Origin of the sequence: Staphylococcus sp. 191, from assembly GCF_011174885.1 — a bacterium.
GTDB classification, from domain to species: Bacteria; Bacillota; Bacilli; order Staphylococcales; family Staphylococcaceae; genus Staphylococcus; species Staphylococcus coagulans.
In genome coordinates this window covers 19,669-39,698 of record NZ_PNRJ01000022.1, presented here as the reverse complement: position 1 = coordinate 39,698, position 20,030 = coordinate 19,669, and the positions used below count along the sequence as shown (strand labels likewise).

General features: G+C 35.3%; 15 protein-coding genes and 1 pseudogene. 2 read left to right on the top strand and 14 right to left on the bottom strand.

Translation table 11 applies throughout. The features are described from left to right. Positions 1-618: 618 nt before the first annotated feature. From C1H58_RS11290 to C1H58_RS11260, 7 genes and pseudogenes are all read right to left on the bottom strand, one after another. A complete protein-coding gene (locus C1H58_RS11290) occupies positions 619-1,680 on the bottom strand; it encodes an Mrp/NBP35 family ATP-binding protein (protein ID WP_060829570.1) in 1,062 nt (353 codons plus the stop codon). A 174-nt stretch (positions 1,681-1,854) separates the two neighbouring features. Then, positions 1,855-3,315, bottom strand: a pseudogene (locus C1H58_RS11285) (MDR family MFS transporter). A 97-nt stretch (positions 3,316-3,412) separates the two neighbouring features. Continuing rightward, on the bottom strand, positions 3,413-3,883 hold the full coding sequence (locus tag C1H58_RS11280; protein ID WP_165546225.1) for a SepA family multidrug efflux transporter: 471 nt from the start codon (positions 3,881-3,883) through the stop codon (positions 3,413-3,415). 28 nt (positions 3,884-3,911) lie between these two features. Next, positions 3,912-5,255: a multidrug efflux MFS transporter SdrM gene (sdrM, locus tag C1H58_RS11275; protein WP_165546224.1), complete on the bottom strand. Its 1,344-nt coding sequence runs from the start codon at positions 5,253-5,255 to the stop codon at positions 3,912-3,914. 745 nt (positions 5,256-6,000) lie between these two features. Continuing rightward, positions 6,001-6,684: a PAQR family membrane homeostasis protein TrhA gene (trhA, locus tag C1H58_RS11270; protein WP_241415581.1), complete on the bottom strand. Its 684-nt coding sequence runs from the start codon at positions 6,682-6,684 to the stop codon at positions 6,001-6,003. 19 nt (positions 6,685-6,703) lie between these two features. Next, entirely contained in the window at positions 6,704-7,897 is a 1,194-nt protein-coding gene (locus tag C1H58_RS11265; RefSeq protein ID WP_165546222.1) for a UTP--glucose-1-phosphate uridylyltransferase, read from the bottom strand. Between the two features lie 87 nt (positions 7,898-7,984). Then, positions 7,985-8,488 (bottom strand): metal-dependent hydrolase, encoded by a 504-nt coding sequence (locus tag C1H58_RS11260; protein ID WP_165546221.1) that lies wholly within the window; start codon positions 8,486-8,488, stop codon positions 7,985-7,987. Positions 8,489-8,678: 190 nt separating this feature from the next. Between C1H58_RS11260 and C1H58_RS11255 the strand changes: the two genes are divergently transcribed. Then, a complete protein-coding gene (locus C1H58_RS11255; protein WP_016426399.1) occupies positions 8,679-8,939 on the top strand; it encodes a SunI/YnzG family protein in 261 nt (86 codons plus the stop codon). Positions 8,940-9,187: 248 nt separating this feature from the next. Here the strand turns inward: C1H58_RS11255 and C1H58_RS11250 are convergent, their stop codons facing one another. The 7 genes from C1H58_RS11250 to C1H58_RS11220 all read right to left on the bottom strand — a co-directional run bounded on the left by C1H58_RS11250 (position 9,188) and on the right by C1H58_RS11220 (position 17,859). Then, entirely contained in the window at positions 9,188-10,558 is a 1,371-nt protein-coding gene (locus C1H58_RS11250; protein ID WP_165546227.1) for a YjiH family protein, read from the bottom strand. A gap of 141 nt (positions 10,559-10,699) precedes the next feature. After that, on the bottom strand, positions 10,700-11,662 hold the full coding sequence (locus tag C1H58_RS11245) for a FecCD family ABC transporter permease (RefSeq protein WP_050330310.1): 963 nt from the start codon (positions 11,660-11,662) through the stop codon (positions 10,700-10,702). After that, positions 11,659-12,684 carry a FecCD family ABC transporter permease gene (locus C1H58_RS11240; protein WP_165546220.1) on the bottom strand — a complete coding sequence of 342 codons (1,026 nt, stop codon included), beginning with the start codon at positions 12,682-12,684 and terminating at the stop codon, positions 11,659-11,661. The genes C1H58_RS11245 and C1H58_RS11240 overlap by 4 nt, the downstream gene beginning before the upstream one ends. A 99-nt stretch (positions 12,685-12,783) precedes the next feature. Further along, positions 12,784-13,776, bottom strand: coding sequence for an ABC transporter substrate-binding protein (locus tag C1H58_RS11235; protein WP_165546219.1), 993 nt, complete (start codon positions 13,774-13,776; stop codon positions 12,784-12,786). Positions 13,777-13,847: 71 nt separating this feature from the next. Then, positions 13,848-14,924, bottom strand: a complete 1,077-nt coding sequence (locus tag C1H58_RS11230) for an alanine racemase (RefSeq protein ID WP_165546218.1) — start codon at positions 14,922-14,924, stop codon at positions 13,848-13,850. 3 nt (positions 14,925-14,927) lie between these two features. Then, positions 14,928-16,691, bottom strand: a complete 1,764-nt coding sequence (locus C1H58_RS11225) for an IucA/IucC family protein (protein WP_165546217.1) — start codon at positions 16,689-16,691, stop codon at positions 14,928-14,930. After that, on the bottom strand, positions 16,663-17,859 hold the full coding sequence (locus C1H58_RS11220) for an MFS transporter (RefSeq protein WP_050330305.1): 1,197 nt from the start codon (positions 17,857-17,859) through the stop codon (positions 16,663-16,665). The genes C1H58_RS11225 and C1H58_RS11220 overlap by 29 nt, the downstream gene beginning before the upstream one ends. 100 nt (positions 17,860-17,959) lie before the next feature. Here C1H58_RS11220 and C1H58_RS11215 point away from each other — a divergent pair, with 100 nt between their 5' ends. Continuing rightward, positions 17,960-19,930 (top strand): IucA/IucC family protein, encoded by a 1,971-nt coding sequence (locus tag C1H58_RS11215; RefSeq protein WP_165546216.1) that lies wholly within the window; start codon positions 17,960-17,962, stop codon positions 19,928-19,930. Positions 19,931-20,030: the final 100 nt, after the last annotated feature.

The following is a 20,030-nucleotide window of genomic DNA, read 5'->3' as shown; positions in this document are numbered from 1 at the left end:
ACGTTAAAGTACTCAAATTATCGGAATTAACGTTGACATATTGTCATTCAGTTTTCAATGTTCATTTCATTCTGTTGTTAACATCATTAACTAAGTTTACTATAAATCAACTTAATTAACAACACTTTTAACATTTTATATTTATTCTCACATATTTGCAATAGTAAATTTTACACCATTCAAATATTTTTGAATAAAATTCTTTTTTGTCGCTTTTAGCGACTTTTATATCTTATCATCGTCTCAACGATGTGTCAACAATAAATTAATAATTTATTTTATTGTTGAATTAGTGATTTGTTTCGCTCACAAGAATATATTCTATACAGATTGATATAAAAAAGCAAGTCTAAATTTCAATTTTTTAAAATTTATTTTAATAGCCCAAAAACTGCTGATTCTGATGGTATTCTCCCCTTATCAATCACTCTAATACAGATTATACAAATTTCATAAACACGTCTATTAAAGCAGTCAGAATTTAATAAATGGCATTAGATGTTTGGATCGCGCGTGCAATTATCTATTACTTTACGCAATCCTAATCATCCATGCCATTACAGACCATATCACCTGTTTAACTTTTCCCGCTTCATAACATCTATGAAACAACTTTACTTATTTTGTTTTATCAATAATTTTGAGTGCAATGTCTCGATAAATTTGCCCTAAACGATCTTCTGGTTGATAAATAGAAGGTGAGAAATCCACTGGTTTCCATGAAGGTTGTTCTAACGGCAATTGACCAAGTAACTCTGTACTTAATTCATCAGCTAACTTTTGGCCGCCGCCTTGTCCAAACACATATTCTTTATTGCCAGTTTCCTTACTCTCAAAGTAAGACATGTTTTCAATAATACCGAGAATAGAGTGCTCTGTATGTTTAGCCATAGCACCAGCTCTTGCTGCAACAAATGCCGCAGTTGGATGCGGTGTTGTGACAATTATTTCTTTACTAGAAGGTAACATCGTATGTACATCTAATGCGACATCTCCAGTACCCGGTGGTAAATCAAGAATTAAATAGTCTAAATCTCCCCACTTTACCTCTGTGAAAAAGTTCGTAAGCATTTTACCTAACATAGGACCACGCCAAATTACTGGCGCATTTTCTTCTACAAAGAAAGCCATCGAAATCACTTTAACACCGTGACGTTCTACTGGAATAATCGTTTTACCTTCTATGCCCGGCTTTTCATCGATACCCATCATATCAGGTACACTAAAACCATAAATATCAGCATCAATGAGACCGACACGTTTTCCTTCTCGCGCAAGTGATACAGCCAAATTGACGGCTACGGTTGATTTACCAACGCCCCCTTTACCGGATGCAATCGCAATAAACTCTAGCGGATTGTCTTTTGATAAAAATTCTTCTATTGTCTGTTTTTTTGCTTTTTGATTCCCTTTGTATTTTGCAACCGTTTCTTCTGGCAAGCTTTCAAAACGAATACCAACTGTTTTAGCACCGTTTTCTTTCAATTTCTCAACGATAGCCATTTGCAATTCAAGTTGTGGCTGTCCCCCTAACTGTGCCATCGCAACTTTGACACTAACATGTGCTTTTTCTTCTTTTATAGAAATATCAATGATACCTTGCGTTTCTTTTAAAGGTACATTAATAATTGGGTCTTTAATTTCTCCTACAAGTGCGCTTACCTTTTCTTCTGTTAACACTTCCGACATCTCCTTTTGAATACGCTTTAATCTTAGTTTAACAAAACTCTGTCAACTTTCATAAGGTAAAAAACTATAAAAACTTTATTTTCATACATAAAAAATGAGATAGCTCACTCAGTACTCTAACTCAGTTTGCCATCTCGTTTCATTTTGTTATTCTCATACGCTTACTTATCGATTGAGTTGACGCACATAATTTTGCTTTCTTGCCTTTTTCTCTTTACCACGATCATAAATAAAAAAGCTAATGATGAGGCCTATTAATAGAAATCCAGAAGTCACATAAAAAGCTCAATCTACACCAAAAGCAATGGCTTCTCTATGAATCATTCCTTGTGCTACAGAATGATCCGGATGATACCAGCGCGCTCCTATACTCATAAGGGTCACCATCAAGGCTGTCCCCATAGAACCAGATATTGTCCGTAAAGTATTCATAATCGCTGTTCCGTGGGAAACCATATCATTAGATAATGAATTGATACCTGCCGTATTTAAAGGCATTGTCAATAATGATATAGAAAAGAGTCGGATTGTAAAAATACTAATGACATATAAATAAGAAGTATGCGCTGTCAGTTGCGCCATCATTAAAGTGGTAATCAGTAATAAGATAAAGCCAGGAATGACTAAAACCCTTGCTCCCACTTTATCATAGAGGCGACCATTGACAACAGACATCACACCGTTGATTACAGCACCCGGAAGCACAACTAAACCAGATAATAAAGCAGATAAACCTAATGCATTTTGGATATATACAGGAATTAATAATGCCGGGCCAACCATAGACGTAAATGCGATCATAGATGCAACTGACGTAAGTGTAAAGGTTCTCGATTGAAAGACATGTAAATTAAGAATTGGGTTATCTATTTTTAATTGTCTGTGAATAAAGATACCGACAATCACCAGTCCAGCAATCAAACTGATGATAACTAGCGGATTATGAAAACCTTGTGTACCTGCGATACTAAAGCCATATAACATCAGACCAAAACCGAATGTAGAGAGTAAGACTGATGTTTTATCGAGTACAACTTCTTTCGTATCACTAAAGTTTCGCATTGACAGCCAACCAAAAATAAAGCCAAATGTTGCTACAACGACCACCACCATTAAAGGCGCACGCCAAGTATAATGATCAACGAGAAGCCCTGAAAGTGTAGGTCCTATAGCTGGGGCAAATTGTATCACTAAGCCTGATAATCCCATCGCAAATCCACGCTGACTTTTAGGAAATAGCGTAAAAAGCGTGAATTGACTTAGTGGCATAATGACTCCAGCACCCATTGCTTGAATGACTCGTGCCAACATAAGTACTAGAAAGGTAGGTGCAAAAACAGCTATCACAGAGCCTAATAGAAAAGTCCCCATCGCTGCAAGATACAAGTAACGCGTAGGGACTCTATCCATTAAATAAGCAGTTAATGGAATCATGATCCCGTTAACAAGCATAAAACCAGTGACTAACCATTGTGATGTACTTTCATCAATGTTTAGCCCTCTCATAATACTAGGAAGTGCGGTATTCAATAGCGTTTGATTCAGTATTGCTATGAATGCACTGGCCAAAATGACGGCGACGATAAAGTTACGTTGTTTTTTATCAATTTGAATACCCTCGTGCATACACTTTCCTCCTTCATAAATCTTTAGCATTGACTTATTTTATGTCTAATCAGTTAGCTTAGCAAAGTATTTGCTTTCATTCCGTTTTCATTCTGTGCTAGTGACGTTTATTCTGATTTAGATCTTCTGATTCAGGATAAAATATCTCTTTACAAATATATAAAAGCGCAATAATCAACATAAGTACCCAATAATCAATGCGTATATATTGATAATGAATATGAATTACAAAGAAAAACATTGTCATAATTATCGAGTACGCTATCAAATGAAATGTAAAGCCTTCTAAATAAGGATTTGGATATAATTTTTTTCTGAGCCAATCCATTAAATATTCAACACAGTAAATCACAAAATATCCTAAGATGATATAACTACCGTAATAAACTAAATTATCATAAAAGCCTTTGTTGTAAGTAAAAGACCCTAAATGAAAATAAATCAACAATCGACTCAATCCAAACAAACCAAAACCTAATAGTGTTAAAAAGATAGCCCCTGAAATAATAAAAATGGAGAGTATGATCATTAAAGTGACTAAGTTAAATAAATTAAACTTACCTTTCATGCTCAAACCCTCCTTTTTTTATACTATATCACGCTTCTGAAATTGAACGTAAAGTTTTATCTTTTTGCACGAACCATACAAAACCTAGTCCTATCAATACAATCATACAAAATATCATTACATTTTGTATTGAATTATGAAATAGTGTGTGTTGCATTGCATAAATATAACCAATCACTGCTGATCCTACTGAATTCCCCATATTACGTGTCAATGTAAAGAGCGACATCATTTTTTTCATACTCTCAGGTGAGGTTTTTTCTTGAACCATTACGCTATCTTTTGTATACGCTGTACCAAAACTCATTCCTATGAAAATTAAAGCAATCGCAATAATAATCGGATGATATGCACTGATAATAATAAGAATACTTCCTACAACTAAAATACCTATTGCGATTAAATATAAACCTCTAATAGACCGATTTGCTTCGATTTTTTCAAGCGTAAAGTTCACAAGTAGCCAACCAATTGAAAGCGGAAAAATGACCAAACCACTTTGTAGTGGACTTAAATGAAGATGATCTTGTAAATACGATGGTATAAAAACATTAAATCCAATCAGTGCCATAGCAATGAAAAAATCTGTAAAAAAGGCTAAACGCACAGTGGACTTAAATTCCTTAATTGGTAAAAATGAAATTTTAGCTGTCTTGCCTCTACGGATGATGTACCAAAAAACAAGGAGAAATGAACAAAACGCTAAAATATTGATCCACACATGTCCTGAAACTAAGACAGTTATCATTAAAAGCGCTAATAAAATATAGAATAAAACCATACCCATCATATCAACTTGATGATTGGATGTTGTTTCCGCTTCAAAACGATAAGAAGCAAGTACAACCCCCATGACAAGAATCCCAATTGGAATATTGATATAAAATAGCCAATGCCAAGATGAAACTTCTAAAATAAAGCCCCCTAAAAAAGGACCAAGTATACTCGAAATGCCCCAGACACTTCCGACTATCCCCATTACTTTGTATCGAAACGGAATTTCAAAAGCTAACTTAGGTACGATTTGAGCTAAAGACATATTCACACCAGCACCTATTCCTTGTAGTAATCTTGCAAAGATAAGCATCTCAAAGTGTGTGCTCATTCCAGACATAAGACTCCCGATAATAAATAATAATAAGCCAATTATCGTCACATAAATAATTTTAATACGTGACATCAATTCACTTAAAATTGGAATGGCTAATACAATACCTATAAAGTAAACCGTAAATACTAAAGAAATCGGTTGTGTCGCGTTAAGATCATCACGCATAGTTGGCAATGCTAAAGACACAATGGATGTTTCTATAGCTGCCATAAACATAATCAGGACAAGCGAGCAAATAATACTAACTTGTTTTAATTTCATAGTTATCGACCTTTCTTTAATGACAATGTCGACGGATGCGGAAAGCTTGAAAAGTCTTTATCCATCCCAGACATCTACTGAGCCATTGTTTATTTTTAAGTGATTTAATAAATTAAAGTATATCTCATTCATTTTGTTTTAAAAGTACAATTAATCATCAAAGTAAATTGTAAAAATGAAAACCCGCTTTGGATTCAATTTACCCCCTATTAAGAAGAGGTTAATTGTTAAACCACCACTTCTAAATCACTCTCTACTTCGTTACTTTACTTTTTAAAACGTTCTATTAAAACATGTACATTATACACGTTACAAAATGGATACGTATTCGATTCTGCTCAAATAGCGCGATATCTGACCCACGCATCCATCTTCAATTTTAGATAAAGTGATTTAATCAGACGCGATGTTCTAATGATTAAAATGATCTATAGTTTCAAAATATGTGTAAACATGTTATAAAAGACTGCCAAAGTCCCCTCACTTATCAATTGATGATGATAAAGAGCGCCTATAACAGTCTTTTTTATCTGTATTATTTATTTTTTTGATGATAACGATAAATAGAAGCCATAATCATCATTAGGATAACACCTAAAATTAGTGACACTACACCAAGGTACGGAGAAGATGTAACTGCTCCATCCCCTAACAAATAATAATAGCCAAAAAACATTTGAAAGAGGATTAATACACTTAGTGCAAACATTAACAATTTATAATTTGATTGCATGCTAACACCTGCCTACATAAAGTATAAAATACCTATAAAGTGAAAGATTGATGCAATAAAGATAAAAATATGCCATATCATGTGAAAATAGGGTCTATTTTTTTGCGCATAAAACCAAGCGCCGATCGTATAAGCTAATCCACCTAACAAAATAAAAATAAAGAAGAGCCACGCGCCCTTATTTATAATAATAGGCAAATAGATGACACCTACCCATCCCATAATGAGATAGATGATGAGACTTAATTTTGCATTGACTTGAGTGGCAATCGCTTTGTATAAAATGCCCCAAAGCGTCGTCCCCCATAACAAAATCATGATGCTCCAACCAAGCCATCCCCCTACAAGTACTAGTGATACAGGCGTATATGTCCCAGTAATCGCTACGTAAATCATACTATGATCAATGATACGCATGACGTATTTATGAGGCGAAGCTTGTTGCATTGAGTGATAAACAGTAGACGATATAAACATCAAAAATAAACTGATTACAAAAACAGATACACTCACCGACATTAACACGCCGGAATGTGCATAACTATGGACAGCTGCATATGGTAGTGCAATTAACATCAAAAACGCAGCAACGCCATGTGAAACTGCATTCCCTATTTCTTCGCCGAAAGATAAGGGATTCATTTCTTTAAATGTTTCTAAAGTTGTTTTCTTCTTTTTCTTTGTGGCACTCGTCACAGTTGGCATATGGCCACCCCTATTCAATAATATTCATACGTTTAAGGTCAGCTGTCGCAGTTTCTACACTATCTCGACCTTCTTTGTTTTTGAGCGGACTAAATTCTTCCGCTCTAGGCACTTGTAGCGTCATAAATGAAGTTGCATATTGAAAAATATCAAAATAAAAAAGTTCGAATTTTAGCGTTTCTTTTTTTACAACCCCAAAATCTTCATCTAATTGCTCTAAATTTTTAATTGCTAAATGATAAGGTAATGCTTTATCAACAGCGGCTTCGATAAAGGAACGTCTAAAAGCATGAATCCCTATATTCGCGTTTTTAAATTGGTCAGCAATTTCATCTTTATCAAATTCAGAATACTCTAAAACAGTATCTTTCCCATCTTTAACAACTAATCGACCGACACTTTCACCTAACTTAGGTTCGATGGACTTAGATGTTACATCTTTATGATGATGTACGGTAAAGCCTGCAAATACAGGATCTAAAACTTTAACGAGTACATTATCTATATTATTCATAAAAATATATTCATTACCGCGTTCAGCCATTTGGTCTAATAAACCAGATGCTTTAAGAGATTTAAAAACGCCTCCGTTTCCATTTGGTGTTTCCATAATTAAAGCATCTTTATCAAGAACTAATTGACCATTTTTCGTTAAAGCGACGATATTATCTTGTTTGAAAAAGTATACATGCTCTGGATGATAGCCAAAATAATCATGTTCAAGAAAGAATGCTCTCGTCTCTCCATCGTTGACATCACTAGTCATAATATACCAATCTACAAAACGCCCAGTTTCACTTTTCAATTGCAGTAACTGCCTCGCTTGTAATTCAAATAGGCTGATTCCTTCTATTTGAAATGAACCTTTTGGTCCTTGATAACCAAGACGTGTCCCTTGTCCCCCCGCTAAAAGCAAGACCGCAAATTGTCCTTCACGAATCGCATCGATACCTTTTGATTTGTATTGTTCAATTGTCTCTTCTTGCAATTGAGCTTTGACTTCATAGTTTACCTCTTGAACTGAAGAAACATCTTTAATGGTTTGACGATTAACGTAAACCTGTTCATATAGTGAATGAATTGCCTCTAAGTCTAAAGTATCAATTTTTTGGTTAAGTCGTTCTTTTTCATTCGTACTCATCAGTTTTTCATACTCATTCAGATGACCCTGTCCATACTTTTCAAGTTTATTCTTATCTAACATATCAATTATACGCTCCTTTAATAAAGCTGTGATTTGACGCTAAGTTGGTTTGTTTGTATTCTGTGCCTAAAATCAATACAACAACAGTTATAATCCATTTAAAATAAGATGCTTTACACTCGATTCAAATAAGACATATATCGTCACAAGACTGAAAGTTGTTGCCAAAGATAAATCCATCAAACCACCTGTTTTGAAATAAATTGGGAAACGTACTCGAATCGGTATTGGAAATAATAAATGTACGCCTCTAGGTGTTAACATATCTAATATTATATGTGAAAGCATACCACAAATGATGCTAATCATATAGTAAATCGGTGTTTCTATCATATGTAAGACAAAATATATACTTAAAACAAAAACCAACGAATGGGTTAATGTCCGATGACCAAACAAATGTTTGATAATAAAGCTAAGCAAAGGAAGTTTTTGGCCAATTTTGCTCTTTGTGTGGCAAATATCGGGAAAGATGCTCGCTAAAGCTGATAAAACAATACTTGTAGTCATTTCAAAAATATCAAGTTGATAATGTGTGGCAACTGCTGCACCCACTAAAATACCTGCAGCAGAGTGTGTTTTACCAGTCATGTTCATCACCTCACTATTATGAAAGGATTATAACATAATCTGTTCTCTCATACGAACATATTTTCGCTCTTTCATCGCCTTTTTAATTAGTATGTCATAATTAATCAAAAAGTATCACATAATGGTTGCAAAAACGTTTTCAATAAGATACAATAACTGTACAAAATTTGAAAAAGGATGTGTCAGTGAAATGGCTATGACAGTTAAAAAAAATGAAAATGAAGTCCATATTCAATGGAGAGTTGCAGATATTCGAATTCCGAATGACCAAATTCGTAATGTAACAGAGGATCAAGATATCCACGCAGTTCCTGAAACAGATTCTAAAAGAGTATCACGCATTGGCTCTACTTTTGGTAAAACAAATCGTGTCATCATCGACACTGACGACCAACAATACATTATTTATACATTTAATGATAAAAAAGTATATAACGAAGTCACGAAGTAAACTGAGATTATTTAGGATTCCCAGTTAACTAATTTACAATATAAAGATTCCGGGTCATTAATCCCAAAATAGAAAGCGCTAAGATGATTCTCAATAGAAATCATCTTAGCGCTTCCTTTTTAATATTAAACTTCATACGATATGACTCCGGTAATGCATATAATCATTCATTATTGTAATAATAGAAAATGATATTTCAGCTACACTAGATACGAAGTAAAATTTGATAAAACTTAATGCATAAACAATTAGAAAAATAAATGCGCGATAAGCACGATAATAGGTAACGTAATGATAGTACGAATCAAAAAGATCATAAATAGTTTTCCAATACTTACTGGTATTTTAGACCCTAAAATAACGCCACCGACTTCAGATAAATAAATCAATTGACATACACTTAACACACCGACAACAAAACGTGTAAGGTCACTGTGAACGCCCTCGATTAATATTGAAGGTAAGAACATGTCTGCGAACCCAATAATCATTGTTTCAGATGCAGCATGTGCTTCTGGAACATGAAGAAATTCTAAAATTGGAACAAAAGGAATACCTATCCAAGTGAATATAGGCGTATATGTCGCAAGAATTGTAGCTAATGTCCCAATCGTCATAACAACAGGAATGACCACAAGCCACATATCCATTACCGTTTTAAAAGCGGTCACCATATATAATTTTAATCCAGGCGCTTTATAGCCTGTGATAACAGCATCTTCATAACCTTTTTTAAGTGCTTCTTTATAATCATATTGTTTTTCAGGTCTTTCTTTTGCTGAAACACCATCAACGTAATGGTCCTCTACTGAACGTAACGGCCATATTCGTGGCATAATGAACGCCGCTACTAAACAGGCTATGATTACAGTACTATAAAATAACGCAAAGTGATCAATGAGACCAATTGTTTCAGCAATAACAATAGCAAATGTTAATGAAACAACACTAAACGTTGTTGCAATAACTGTCGCTTCACGGCGTGTATAAAATCCTTGCTCATATTGCTTACTTGTAATCATGACACCCACAGTACCATCTCCAATGAAAGACGCCAAGTTATCAATTGTAGAACGCCCTGGCAACGTAAACAATGGTCGCATGACAGGTCTAAAAATCGGACCTAAAAATTCAAGGAGCCCGTATTCAAGCAATAATGGCAAAAAGATTGCCGCAAAGAAAAACACCGCAACTAACGTAGGTAACAATCCTGTAAAAATAAGCCCACCTGTATCTTCTGAATAGACCCATGGCAATCCGATTTTTAAAAATGTAATCCATACAAAAATGATTGATAAGAGTCGAATCACCAACCAAGGCCATGTCACGATAAATGCATTTGCTCTAAAACTATCTTTTTTTACTTTTGATTTTAATACGGTGCTATATAATAACGTTAAAATACCAGAAATCGTAATAATCCCAACGATAACCCATGGCATTAAACCCCCAAAAAGTGCTTGAAACTGCTTGGCTAAATAAGCAATCGGTAATGTTGAAGTATGCTTACCATCTTCTACAACAGGTATAGGAATTAAAAATAAAATCACACCCATAATCGAAAGTAAGGTAAACTTTAATTTTCCAATTGTCCACTGTTTCTTAGTATATTTTTCCATAATTAACGCCTTTCTCTTTTTCAAATATGTCCCCCATTAAAATAAAAAACGTCTCCAATAGTTGGTATTTATTATACCGATATTGGAGACGTTATGCAATGTTTATTTGAATATTCATACGTTTAAATGCATATTTTGGCATTACATTTTACGTAAAACATATAAAAAGTATGGTGCACCAATCACAGCAATTAAAACACCAACAGGAATATCAATAGGTGGTGCAATGACACGTGCTAACCCATCGCCAATCACCATTAATAAAGCACCTACTAAACCTGACATCGCTATAATATGACCGTGTCTATGTCCTACAATACTTCTTGCTATATGGGGTGCGATTAGTCCAAGAAAACTCAAACCACCCACAACTGAAATCGCAGAACCTGCTAACATAACGGCTGCAAATAGCAAAATCATTTTCGTTCTTTTCACAGGTGTACCTAAGGCAGTCGCAACTTCTTCTCCTAAATGAAGAATGTCTAACTTTTTAGCGTAGAAGAAAATCACCGGTAACGAGACTATCATCCAAGGTAAAATGGTTAATACATGATCCATTGAACGCCCAAAAAGACTTCCCGTTAACCAAACTAATGCAATATTCGCTTCCATTGGGCTTCGAATCAATAAGTATTGAACTAACGCCATTGCGACAGCACCGATGGCCATCCCAATAAGCGCAAGTTGCGAACCTTTAATGCCTTTTAAACTGATTAAAAGCGATAAAATCAAACTAATGACAAGTGCCCCTACAAATGAAGCAAGTGGTAAGACAAATAAAGGTGCAGTTGGAAACACGATAATAACAATAACCGCAGCCAAACTTGCTCCTTTAGTAATCCCAATCACGTCTGGAGATGCAAGTGGGTTTCGAATCACACCCTGAATGACTGCACCTGAAACGGCTAAGGCAAAACCGACTAAAATACCAAGCAACATTCTTGGTACGCGATATTCTGTCAAAATAAATTGCTTGCCCGTCCAAACCTCTTTAAGCACAGTGATTGGCGAAATCCAAACTGCTCCAGCGCTCAAACTTAAAATCGCACACACAATCAGAAGTAGCGTGACAATAACGTAACGTTTTGTATAGTTAATCTTCATCGCGCTTTCACCCCTCTCATTGTGATCCATAAGAAGTACAATGCACCAACAAAGGATGTCACAATACCGACTGGAGATTCAAATGGGAAAGTGATAAGTCGACTGATTACATCCGAAATCAGAAGCAAGTTCGCTCCCATAATCATAGATAATGTAATGATCAAGAAATAATTGCGATTTAGATAGTGCTTCACGATGTGAGGGACAATTAAACCCACAAAGCCAATAGGTCCTGCAATGGATACACTAGCACCTGCAAGAACAATGACGATTAATCCAGATAAAGCACGAATTAATTTCGTATTTTGTCCAAGGCCCGTCGCCAATTGATCTCCTAAATCCATAATCGCCAACTGGCGTGCGAGCAGTAATGCAGCAATTAAACCACTTATAATCCAAGGCAAGATTTGAAATATTTGTGGCCATTTAATCGTATGCAGTGCACCAACAAGCCAAAACATTACTGTCGTCGTCGCATCTTCATTTAATAAAATGATACCTTGCGTCAGACTTGTGAAAAATAAATGAATAGTCATCCCCGCAAGGGCCAGTTTTATCGGTGTCATCCCTTTAGTTGTATCCGCTAAGGTATATACCGCTAAACCACCAATAAAAGCCCCAACAAATGCAAATACTATCGTGTTGCTAGCTAAACTAGGGACTAAAACCGTAATTAATACAACAGTAAATGATGCACCCGCATTAACACCAAAAATTTGAGGTGATGCTAATGGGTTTCTTGTGATTGCTTGCATTAAAACACCTGCTACACCAAGTGCAGCACCAATTAAAATACCTGCAATTAATCGCGGCATACGAACACTATGTATTAAAAATGTTTCTTTCGTTGACTTAAGATGAAAGAAATAGTCGATAAGTGATTGAAATGAAATTTTTGATGAACCAATTGCAAGATTTAAATAAATTGCAAAAATAAGAAAGCACACGCTTACGATAAAAGTAAGCGTAGTGCGTCTTCTCTGGTGATGTCCATCATAAATTTTTTGATTGAATTTTGACATATGAAATCACCTTTTATATTGCATTGTAAGGGAAAGGAAAAAGTCGCTCACTTGAACACATGATGATGCATCATCCCTTCCCTTTCATTCAAAAGCAACTTATTTTTTCTCTTTTTTCGAAATTTCTACTAATTCTTTGGCAATTTCTTCAGAAGAAATGAGACCTCTAAACTTAGCCCATGTTTGACGATCTACAACGTGAACGCGATCATTTTTAACAGCATCGATTTCGTTCCATACTGGATCCTTTTTCATTTTAGCTAAGTGCGGATCGTTTTCACCATTAACCATAATAAACATACGTTGTGGGTTAACATCAGAAAGCTGTTCCGAGTTCATATTTAAGTATGGTGCATTTAAGTATTCAGGTAATTGATCAGCCACTTCTTTTGTTAAAGCTTCTTTAAAACCTAAGTCATGTAAAAATTGACCTACGTATGATTGGTCAGAATGCGCTAAGAAACCTGATTGAGAAATAACAGCTGGTAAAACTTTTTTACTTTTATCCATTGTAATTTCTTTTTTGTATTTCTCAATTTTTTCTTCATGCTCTTTTAAACGTTGATCTGCTTTGTCTTTTTCTGATAAAGCTTTACCGATTGTTTTAAACGCTTCGATGTTATCTTTATAGTTTGAGTCTAAACTTGGTAATAAAATTGTCGGTGCAATTTTGCTCAATTGTTCATAGTTATTTTTATGTCTGTTACTATCTGCAATAATTAAGTCCGGTTTCAACTCACTAATTACTTCTAAGTTCGGTTGTTTACGTGAACCTACTGATTTATAGTCGCCTACTTTATCACGAATAGGTTCGATGATATTTTTCTTCTTACCATCGTCCGCAATACCTACAGGTTTAACATCTAATGCAACAAGCGCATCAACAAATGAATATTCTAAAGCAACCACTTTTTTAGGTTTTTTATCAATTTTAGTTGTGCCACCCGCATGTTTAATTTCTACACTTTTCCCATTTGATTGTGTGTCATTTTTAGAATCTGACTTGCCAGAATCACTGACATTCCCACATGCTGCAACAAGAAGCATGATTGCCACGATTGCTAAAAACCCCATCCATTTCTTCATCTTCACTGCATTGCCACTCCTTTAATGATGTTGTTTTATTTACATAATTCTATAATAGTTGATAACGATTCTCAATGTCAACTCTGTTTTATAAAATTATTCTTTTTTATTTCTACAAATCCATTAATGAGTTGTTCAATACCTTTATCTTCAATATAATTTTTCGGTATATGTGGCATATGCATACTCTGAGCTAAAGATGAATAGTTTAATTGGAAAGTAATTTCATCACCTATTTGATAATAATCCGAGTGACCTAGATCAATCATTAAAGCATCACTTGAGCTTCCAACAATTTTCAAATGGGATTCGATAGGTTGGATACCATCAATGACTGTATCAAGTTGTCCAACATCGACAATAGCCTGCATATAAGCTTGTCGCTTTTCAATATCTAAGCGCGGTTTAATTTCTAAAATCCGTCCACTCAACAAAATTGCATCGTCATACAAGTATGGTAAACGCATGTTGTAGGAAGTCTCATATCCTCTAAATAGCGCCTCACCAATTCTAAGTTCATTAATCCTGCCTAAGTCAGTGTACATCGCTAAAGTCAACAGACTTGAATTACCTCCTGAAATAGAGTTAAAACGCACGCCTGTATCACGTTCAACCGATTCTATAAAATAATTCATATAAACGATATCTTCTTCTGTCGGTTGGATTGGACGAAAACACATAAAATTAAATGCTAAGCCTTTCAGATATATACCTTTGAGTTTGATAATTTTTTTAACAAGATGCACGACTTCATATGTCAATGCACCTTCTCTGCCGTCTTTCCAATCAACCATTAAATAAATTGCGTGCTTAACCCCTTTTTGGACAGCCATATCATTCAATGCTTGAATCGTTGAAAATTCTGTTTGAATACTCACTTGACTCTTCAAGACCACATCTTCAATCTCATTTGGCAAAGTACCTTTAATCATCATATCTTGTTGCGTAGGTTGTTTTTGATGATGTGTCATCTTGGAAAGTCGAGACTCAGCAAGTGTGCTAAAGCCGATGTCACGTAACATTTCTCTAACCTTGATATCTCCACCTACACACTTCGTTACAGGAATCATTCGAACACCTTGTGCTGAAAGCATGTGTTGTAATGCCATTGCATTATATTTGATTTTACTTAAATTAACATGAAGTTGTGGCATAGGCTACATCTCTCTTTCTAGCGGATTATCAATTTCTATTTGCACATATTGCTTCACTTTTTGTTCCATTCTCATATTTAGCAACGCCTTAACCGTCATTTTCTTACCAAATAATAATCTTTTTAGCGCTTCCGCATGATTTAAATTCGACGTTATTGCATTTTCAATGATTTCACCGGCAACGTTGTAAAGTACCTTCTCATTGATTCCGTGTCGATGATGAAAGTGATGGATTACCGTGCCAAGTTGATTTTGAATGACTGCATGCTGAAATTTAGCAATGACTTCATCTATGTTTTCAGTGATTAAACTTTGATTTGATACAGTCAACTCTGGCACCGTCTGTTTTAATGTTTGAGGTTCAATACGAGAACCTCCTAAATCACGCACAATAAATGACAATGCATGTGTATCTTTATCGATTTGTAATACCGTATTTTGTTGATGCGCTTCCAAAGCAATGCCGTATTTTTGAATATAGCCGATAAGAGGTGGGATTAATGCCTGCATATATTGTGTCATAAACTGTACGATTGTATCTTGGCTGATTTCTCCGTATACGTATTCAATCAAACTATCGATCACGATTTGACCATCAACGGGATTGATTTGTGTCAAAGCCGCTGTAACAATCTGTGTATGATTTTGTTTTTTATCCTCTATTGCGTATCTCACAATCATCGCAAATTGGCGTGCAAGATCCGCTTCAACATCTAAGTGTGCACCATAAGGTTCAGCAGCAATTGTTAAAGTTGGATAAATGTCCAACATTTCTTGAAGTTGATAACTCAATTTTGGGCCATCTACTGTTGTCACTGTTGATACCGTACGGACAGCACTTGTCGCTTGAACATTCATAGGCAATTTAATATGAAACGGATATTTGAGCAATCTCATTGTTCGAAATGACAACGTCGCTTTTGAATCTACAGTAAAAGGGGTTGGGATAACGAGATGTTCAGCAATCCATTGACCAAACTCTTCAGTAATCACATTTTCATATTGCCACGGATGTACAAACATCACCCGATATTCATCTAAAGATGACTGATACATTTGCATCCATTGTCTCAATTGACTTTCCATATCTGGAATAATTTCACTTAATACAAAATCTTCTTGATCTGTCATTGACGTAAATTTTAAAATACTTTGATGGACAAGTACAATTTTTAAAGGAATGACTTTCATAAACTCAGGCGCATACTTTTGAATTTCATCAACAGTAAGTGGTAATTTTGTTTTCGTTAAAGGATGTGAAGGATGGCCGTCCCAAACCATCCCCTCTGTATAACCTAAAGCTGAAAAATCAGAGTCATCATTAATATGGTTTAGCCATGCAATAAAATTAAGTGACTCTGGCATTCGTGAAAATTTCAAAGAATGACGCATCATACTTTGGCGTTGTCTTAGCTGTTGATAACTCAATTCAAGTCCAAGACGACTATGTAATAATTCCTTTACTAACTGTTCATGAAATTCAATACCAAATTTGCCTTCAAGTATTGCTAACAATTCCTCAACCGTTTGAACTTCTATGTCTTCATGATTCACTTTCTCATAAATCGGTCCCTCTAATTCAAATTGAAAAAGCATACTTTTCGCGACACACGCAACATGTAAAATGTGTTGGTGCAACTGAATCACAAGTTTATCTTTTTCATATTGAACTGCTGTTTGTTCAGGGAATAGCCGCTCTTTGATACATGCAACGAGAATACGATATTGTATATTTTGATCAGCATTTAGATGATGAATGGTTGTCATGGATTGTCTTTCCTCCGTTTATTTTAAGATTCATTGCATACCCCAATATTGCGATAAGTGTCGTTGCCACTCCCATTACTAAAAAAGTAGTTGTAATCCCAATGCGTTCCGTAAAATAACTCAATACCACTGCGCCTAATGGAATCATACCTCTGTCCATCATGACAATACTTAAAATTTTTCCCCTGTTTTCTTCTTCTACATCATTTTGAAAATATATTCGATTTGTTGTACGTGCAAATTGACCAAATAACCCCACACAGAATATAGCGATAAATAAGCCTGTCGTTCCAAATGGGTAGAGTAACATTAAAGCGAGACCGAATAAGACCGAACTCAAGAAATAAAATTTATCTGTCGACACTGTTTTTAAAATATATGGAATAATCAAAGTAGCAAGTATTCCACCTATTGCACTAAAAGTCATTGCCGTGCCGAAGATAGATGCTTTTTTAGGAAATAACTCATTGGTCAAAATGGGTAACATAGTAGTATAGGAATACCCCATCGCCATAATTAATAACGATGTCGTAAATATTCTTCGACTCACAACGTTTAATTTAAAGTAGTTCCATGCGATAGGTAAAGAAAATTTGGGTGCCTTGTTTTGTTTTTTTACCATCAATTGTAGTGGTAAACTTAGAGATAATGCTAAAAGGTAACAAGCCGTTTGGATGACAAATGCAATAGAAATATCCCAAATTGCAATAATAAAGCCCGATATTGCTGGGCCGATGGAGCGACATACATTTAATATAAAAGAATGGTAAGAAACGACTTTTGAGATGGATAACCGTTCAGAGATATCAGGTAGGACTGCTTGTCTGACCGGTGTTTCAATGGCACTCATACATCCACGTAAACATGAATAGATGTATAAAAATGTCATTGGTAATTCACCCATTGTTAAGACAAAAATTGTGAGCGTACCCGTAATAAGGAATGAACTCGTTACTGTCAATTTAATCAAAGTGCTTCGTCGATAACGATCTGCTATGGCGCCCGCCCATAAGCTTAATAAGAATATAGGGGCTAATCGAAAAAAGTTGATTAATGCAAGATCCATCGCATTATGATTTAATTGATAAGCGTACCAGTTAAGTGCAATTTGCCCAATCCAGTTACCCAGAAATAGTAAAAAGGTACTCGAAAAAAACCACTTTGCCAAAATCTTCACCTTCTTTAATTGATAACGGTTCTCATTTCCGATATTATGGATTATACGAATCATCTTACTATTTGTAAAATAAAATGAATGAGGTGTACTCATGAATAAAGAGAGAAATCAGCAAAAAACTGACATTCTTTTGACAAAAGATGAACAAGAATGCTTTCAAACGCTCGTCGAAATCGATTCGAACTGGGCGCAATTATTTAAAGAAAACATATTATCCAGCCGCGATAAAATAACTGCTCGTTTAATGGCATCGATTTATCGTGAAAACTTAGTTGGCGGCTTTGATCATTGTGAAATCAAAGAGGCACAACATTTTCAAAATTGTGCCATTCCTGCTGGCCAATTATTATGCATTCATTTTACATATACTGGACGAACATTATTCGCAAAAATCAAAGGACAACATGCATTCAACCGTATCGACTTAAAAGGCCCTTTTTATTGGTATCATGAAAGTAGCGAAGATGAACGCGTTTTACATCCAAATGAGATTTTGGATGTTATCATTCAAGAAGATACACAATATGACGGAGAAGCGGCGAAGCAATTTCGAGATGATTTAGAAAACAGTGCTGCTCATATGGCTTTAGCATTGAGCTATCAAGCGCAGCATTCATTAAATGACTTTCCGACGCTTCTTGATTACATTGAAGCTCAAAATGATCGCTATCTAACTTCAGAGCAACTCGTCATTGAGGGGCATCCCGTTCATCCTGGCGCAAAACTTCGAAAAGGGATGACTGCCAAAGAAAGCATATGTTACTCGTCAGAGTATCAGCACGGCATTCCAATGCAATTTATTTTAATACATCGAGATTACGCAAGAACGATGTCTGCGCATTCAAATTATGCTGAGGTCGTTTATGATGCATTTGAAGGATTAAAAGAAGCAGCTCAAAATCAGTTGGAAGGATCATCGCAGTCATTGAATAACTATGTGCCTTTGATTGTACACCCTTGGCAATACGCACATATCATTACTGAAGAATATCAAGATGCTATAAGTCAACAAATCATTGTTCCTTTATCGTATCAACAAAACTATTATGCCGGTCTGTCATTCCGTACGTTAATGCCTGAAAAACCTGAGCAGACACCTCATATAAAACTTTCGACGAATGTCCATATTACAGGGGAAATTCGTACATTGTCAGAGCAAACAACACATAATGGTCCTTTAATGACAAATATTTTAACGCATATCGCACACAATGATCCATTATTTAAAGATGTCGCCACACAAGCGGTTCCGGAACTTGCAGGTGCGCATTTTTATAATCCAAATGATAAAAATCCCGCATATCAAGAGCAACGAAGTGAACAATTGGGTACACTTTATCGAGAAAATATATATGATTTACTCGATGATAATGCACTACCGCTAATTCCATCAAGCTTTGTTGTCAATAAACCTAGCGAACATCGTACATTAGTCATCGAACTTATCGAGCGTTTTGCCGCACATCAAGGACGTTCTGTCGACATGTCACAACTCTGTCAAGACTGGTTTTCACCTTATGCACGTGCACTGATTGATTATGTTGTACCTTTACTTGTGAAGTATGGAATTGCATTAGAAGCGCATCTACAGAATACGATTGCAGTGTTCGATGATAGAACAGGTGCATTCCAACAAATGCTTATACGTGATTTCGAAGGTTTGAGAATTGATCAGCATCAACTTTCATCTATGGGCTATGACACATCTGATTTTCACGAGAAATCTAGAATATTAACTGAGAGCCAGACTTCAGTTTTTAATAAAGCTTTTTATTCTACGATTCAAAACCATCTAGGTGAAATCGTCGCAGCCATTGCACATTACTACAAAGATGAACAGTTAGAAAACAAATTGTGGCAAATTGTACAAACACAAATCCAACAATGCTTTGAGCGAATAAAACAAACGCAAATGAATCAAGATCGAATCAACAGTATTTACCACACATTTTTCAACCCAGTTATTGACTATAAATGTGTGACGACGATGCGCCTCATAGATGAAGCACATCATTACACCTATATTAAAGTAGACAATCCGCTTCACATAACATCAGAATAAATATATGGAATATCAAATAGCTGTGGAAATAGAGGCACATTAAGATGACAATTGCGCTTTTGGAAATGTATGTCATTATAATAAGGACTATATGCCCCCT

What these genes read in the sequence shown, in the direction of transcription:
- C1H58_RS11280 (WP_165546225.1), bottom strand. Translation starts at nt 3,883, where the DNA reads ATGAAAGGTAAGTTTAATTTATTTAACTTAGTCACTTTAATGATCATA.
- sdrM (WP_165546224.1), bottom strand. Translation starts at nt 5,255, where the DNA reads ATGAAATTAAAACAAGTTAGTATTATTTGCTCGCTTGTCCTGATTATG.
- C1H58_RS11265 (WP_165546222.1), bottom strand. Translation starts at nt 7,897, where the DNA reads ATGTTAGATAAGAATAAACTTGAAAAGTATGGACAGGGTCATCTGAAT.
- C1H58_RS11260 (WP_165546221.1), bottom strand. Translation starts at nt 8,488, where the DNA reads ATGACTGGTAAAACACACTCTGCTGCAGGTATTTTAGTGGGTGCAGCA.
- C1H58_RS11255 (WP_016426399.1), top strand. Translation starts at nt 8,679, where the DNA reads ATGGCTATGACAGTTAAAAAAAATGAAAATGAAGTCCATATTCAATGG.
- C1H58_RS11250 (WP_165546227.1), bottom strand. Translation starts at nt 10,558, where the DNA reads ATGGAAAAATATACTAAGAAACAGTGGACAATTGGAAAATTAAAGTTT.
- C1H58_RS11245 (WP_050330310.1), bottom strand. Translation starts at nt 11,662, where the DNA reads ATGAAGATTAACTATACAAAACGTTACGTTATTGTCACGCTACTTCTG.
- C1H58_RS11240 (WP_165546220.1), bottom strand. Translation starts at nt 12,684, where the DNA reads ATGTCAAAATTCAATCAAAAAATTTATGATGGACATCACCAGAGAAGA.
- C1H58_RS11230 (WP_165546218.1), bottom strand. Translation starts at nt 14,924, where the DNA reads ATGCCACAACTTCATGTTAATTTAAGTAAAATCAAATATAATGCAATG.
- C1H58_RS11225 (WP_165546217.1), bottom strand. Translation starts at nt 16,691, where the DNA reads ATGACAACCATTCATCATCTAAATGCTGATCAAAATATACAATATCGT.
- C1H58_RS11215 (WP_165546216.1), top strand. Translation starts at nt 17,960, where the DNA reads ATGAATAAAGAGAGAAATCAGCAAAAAACTGACATTCTTTTGACAAAA.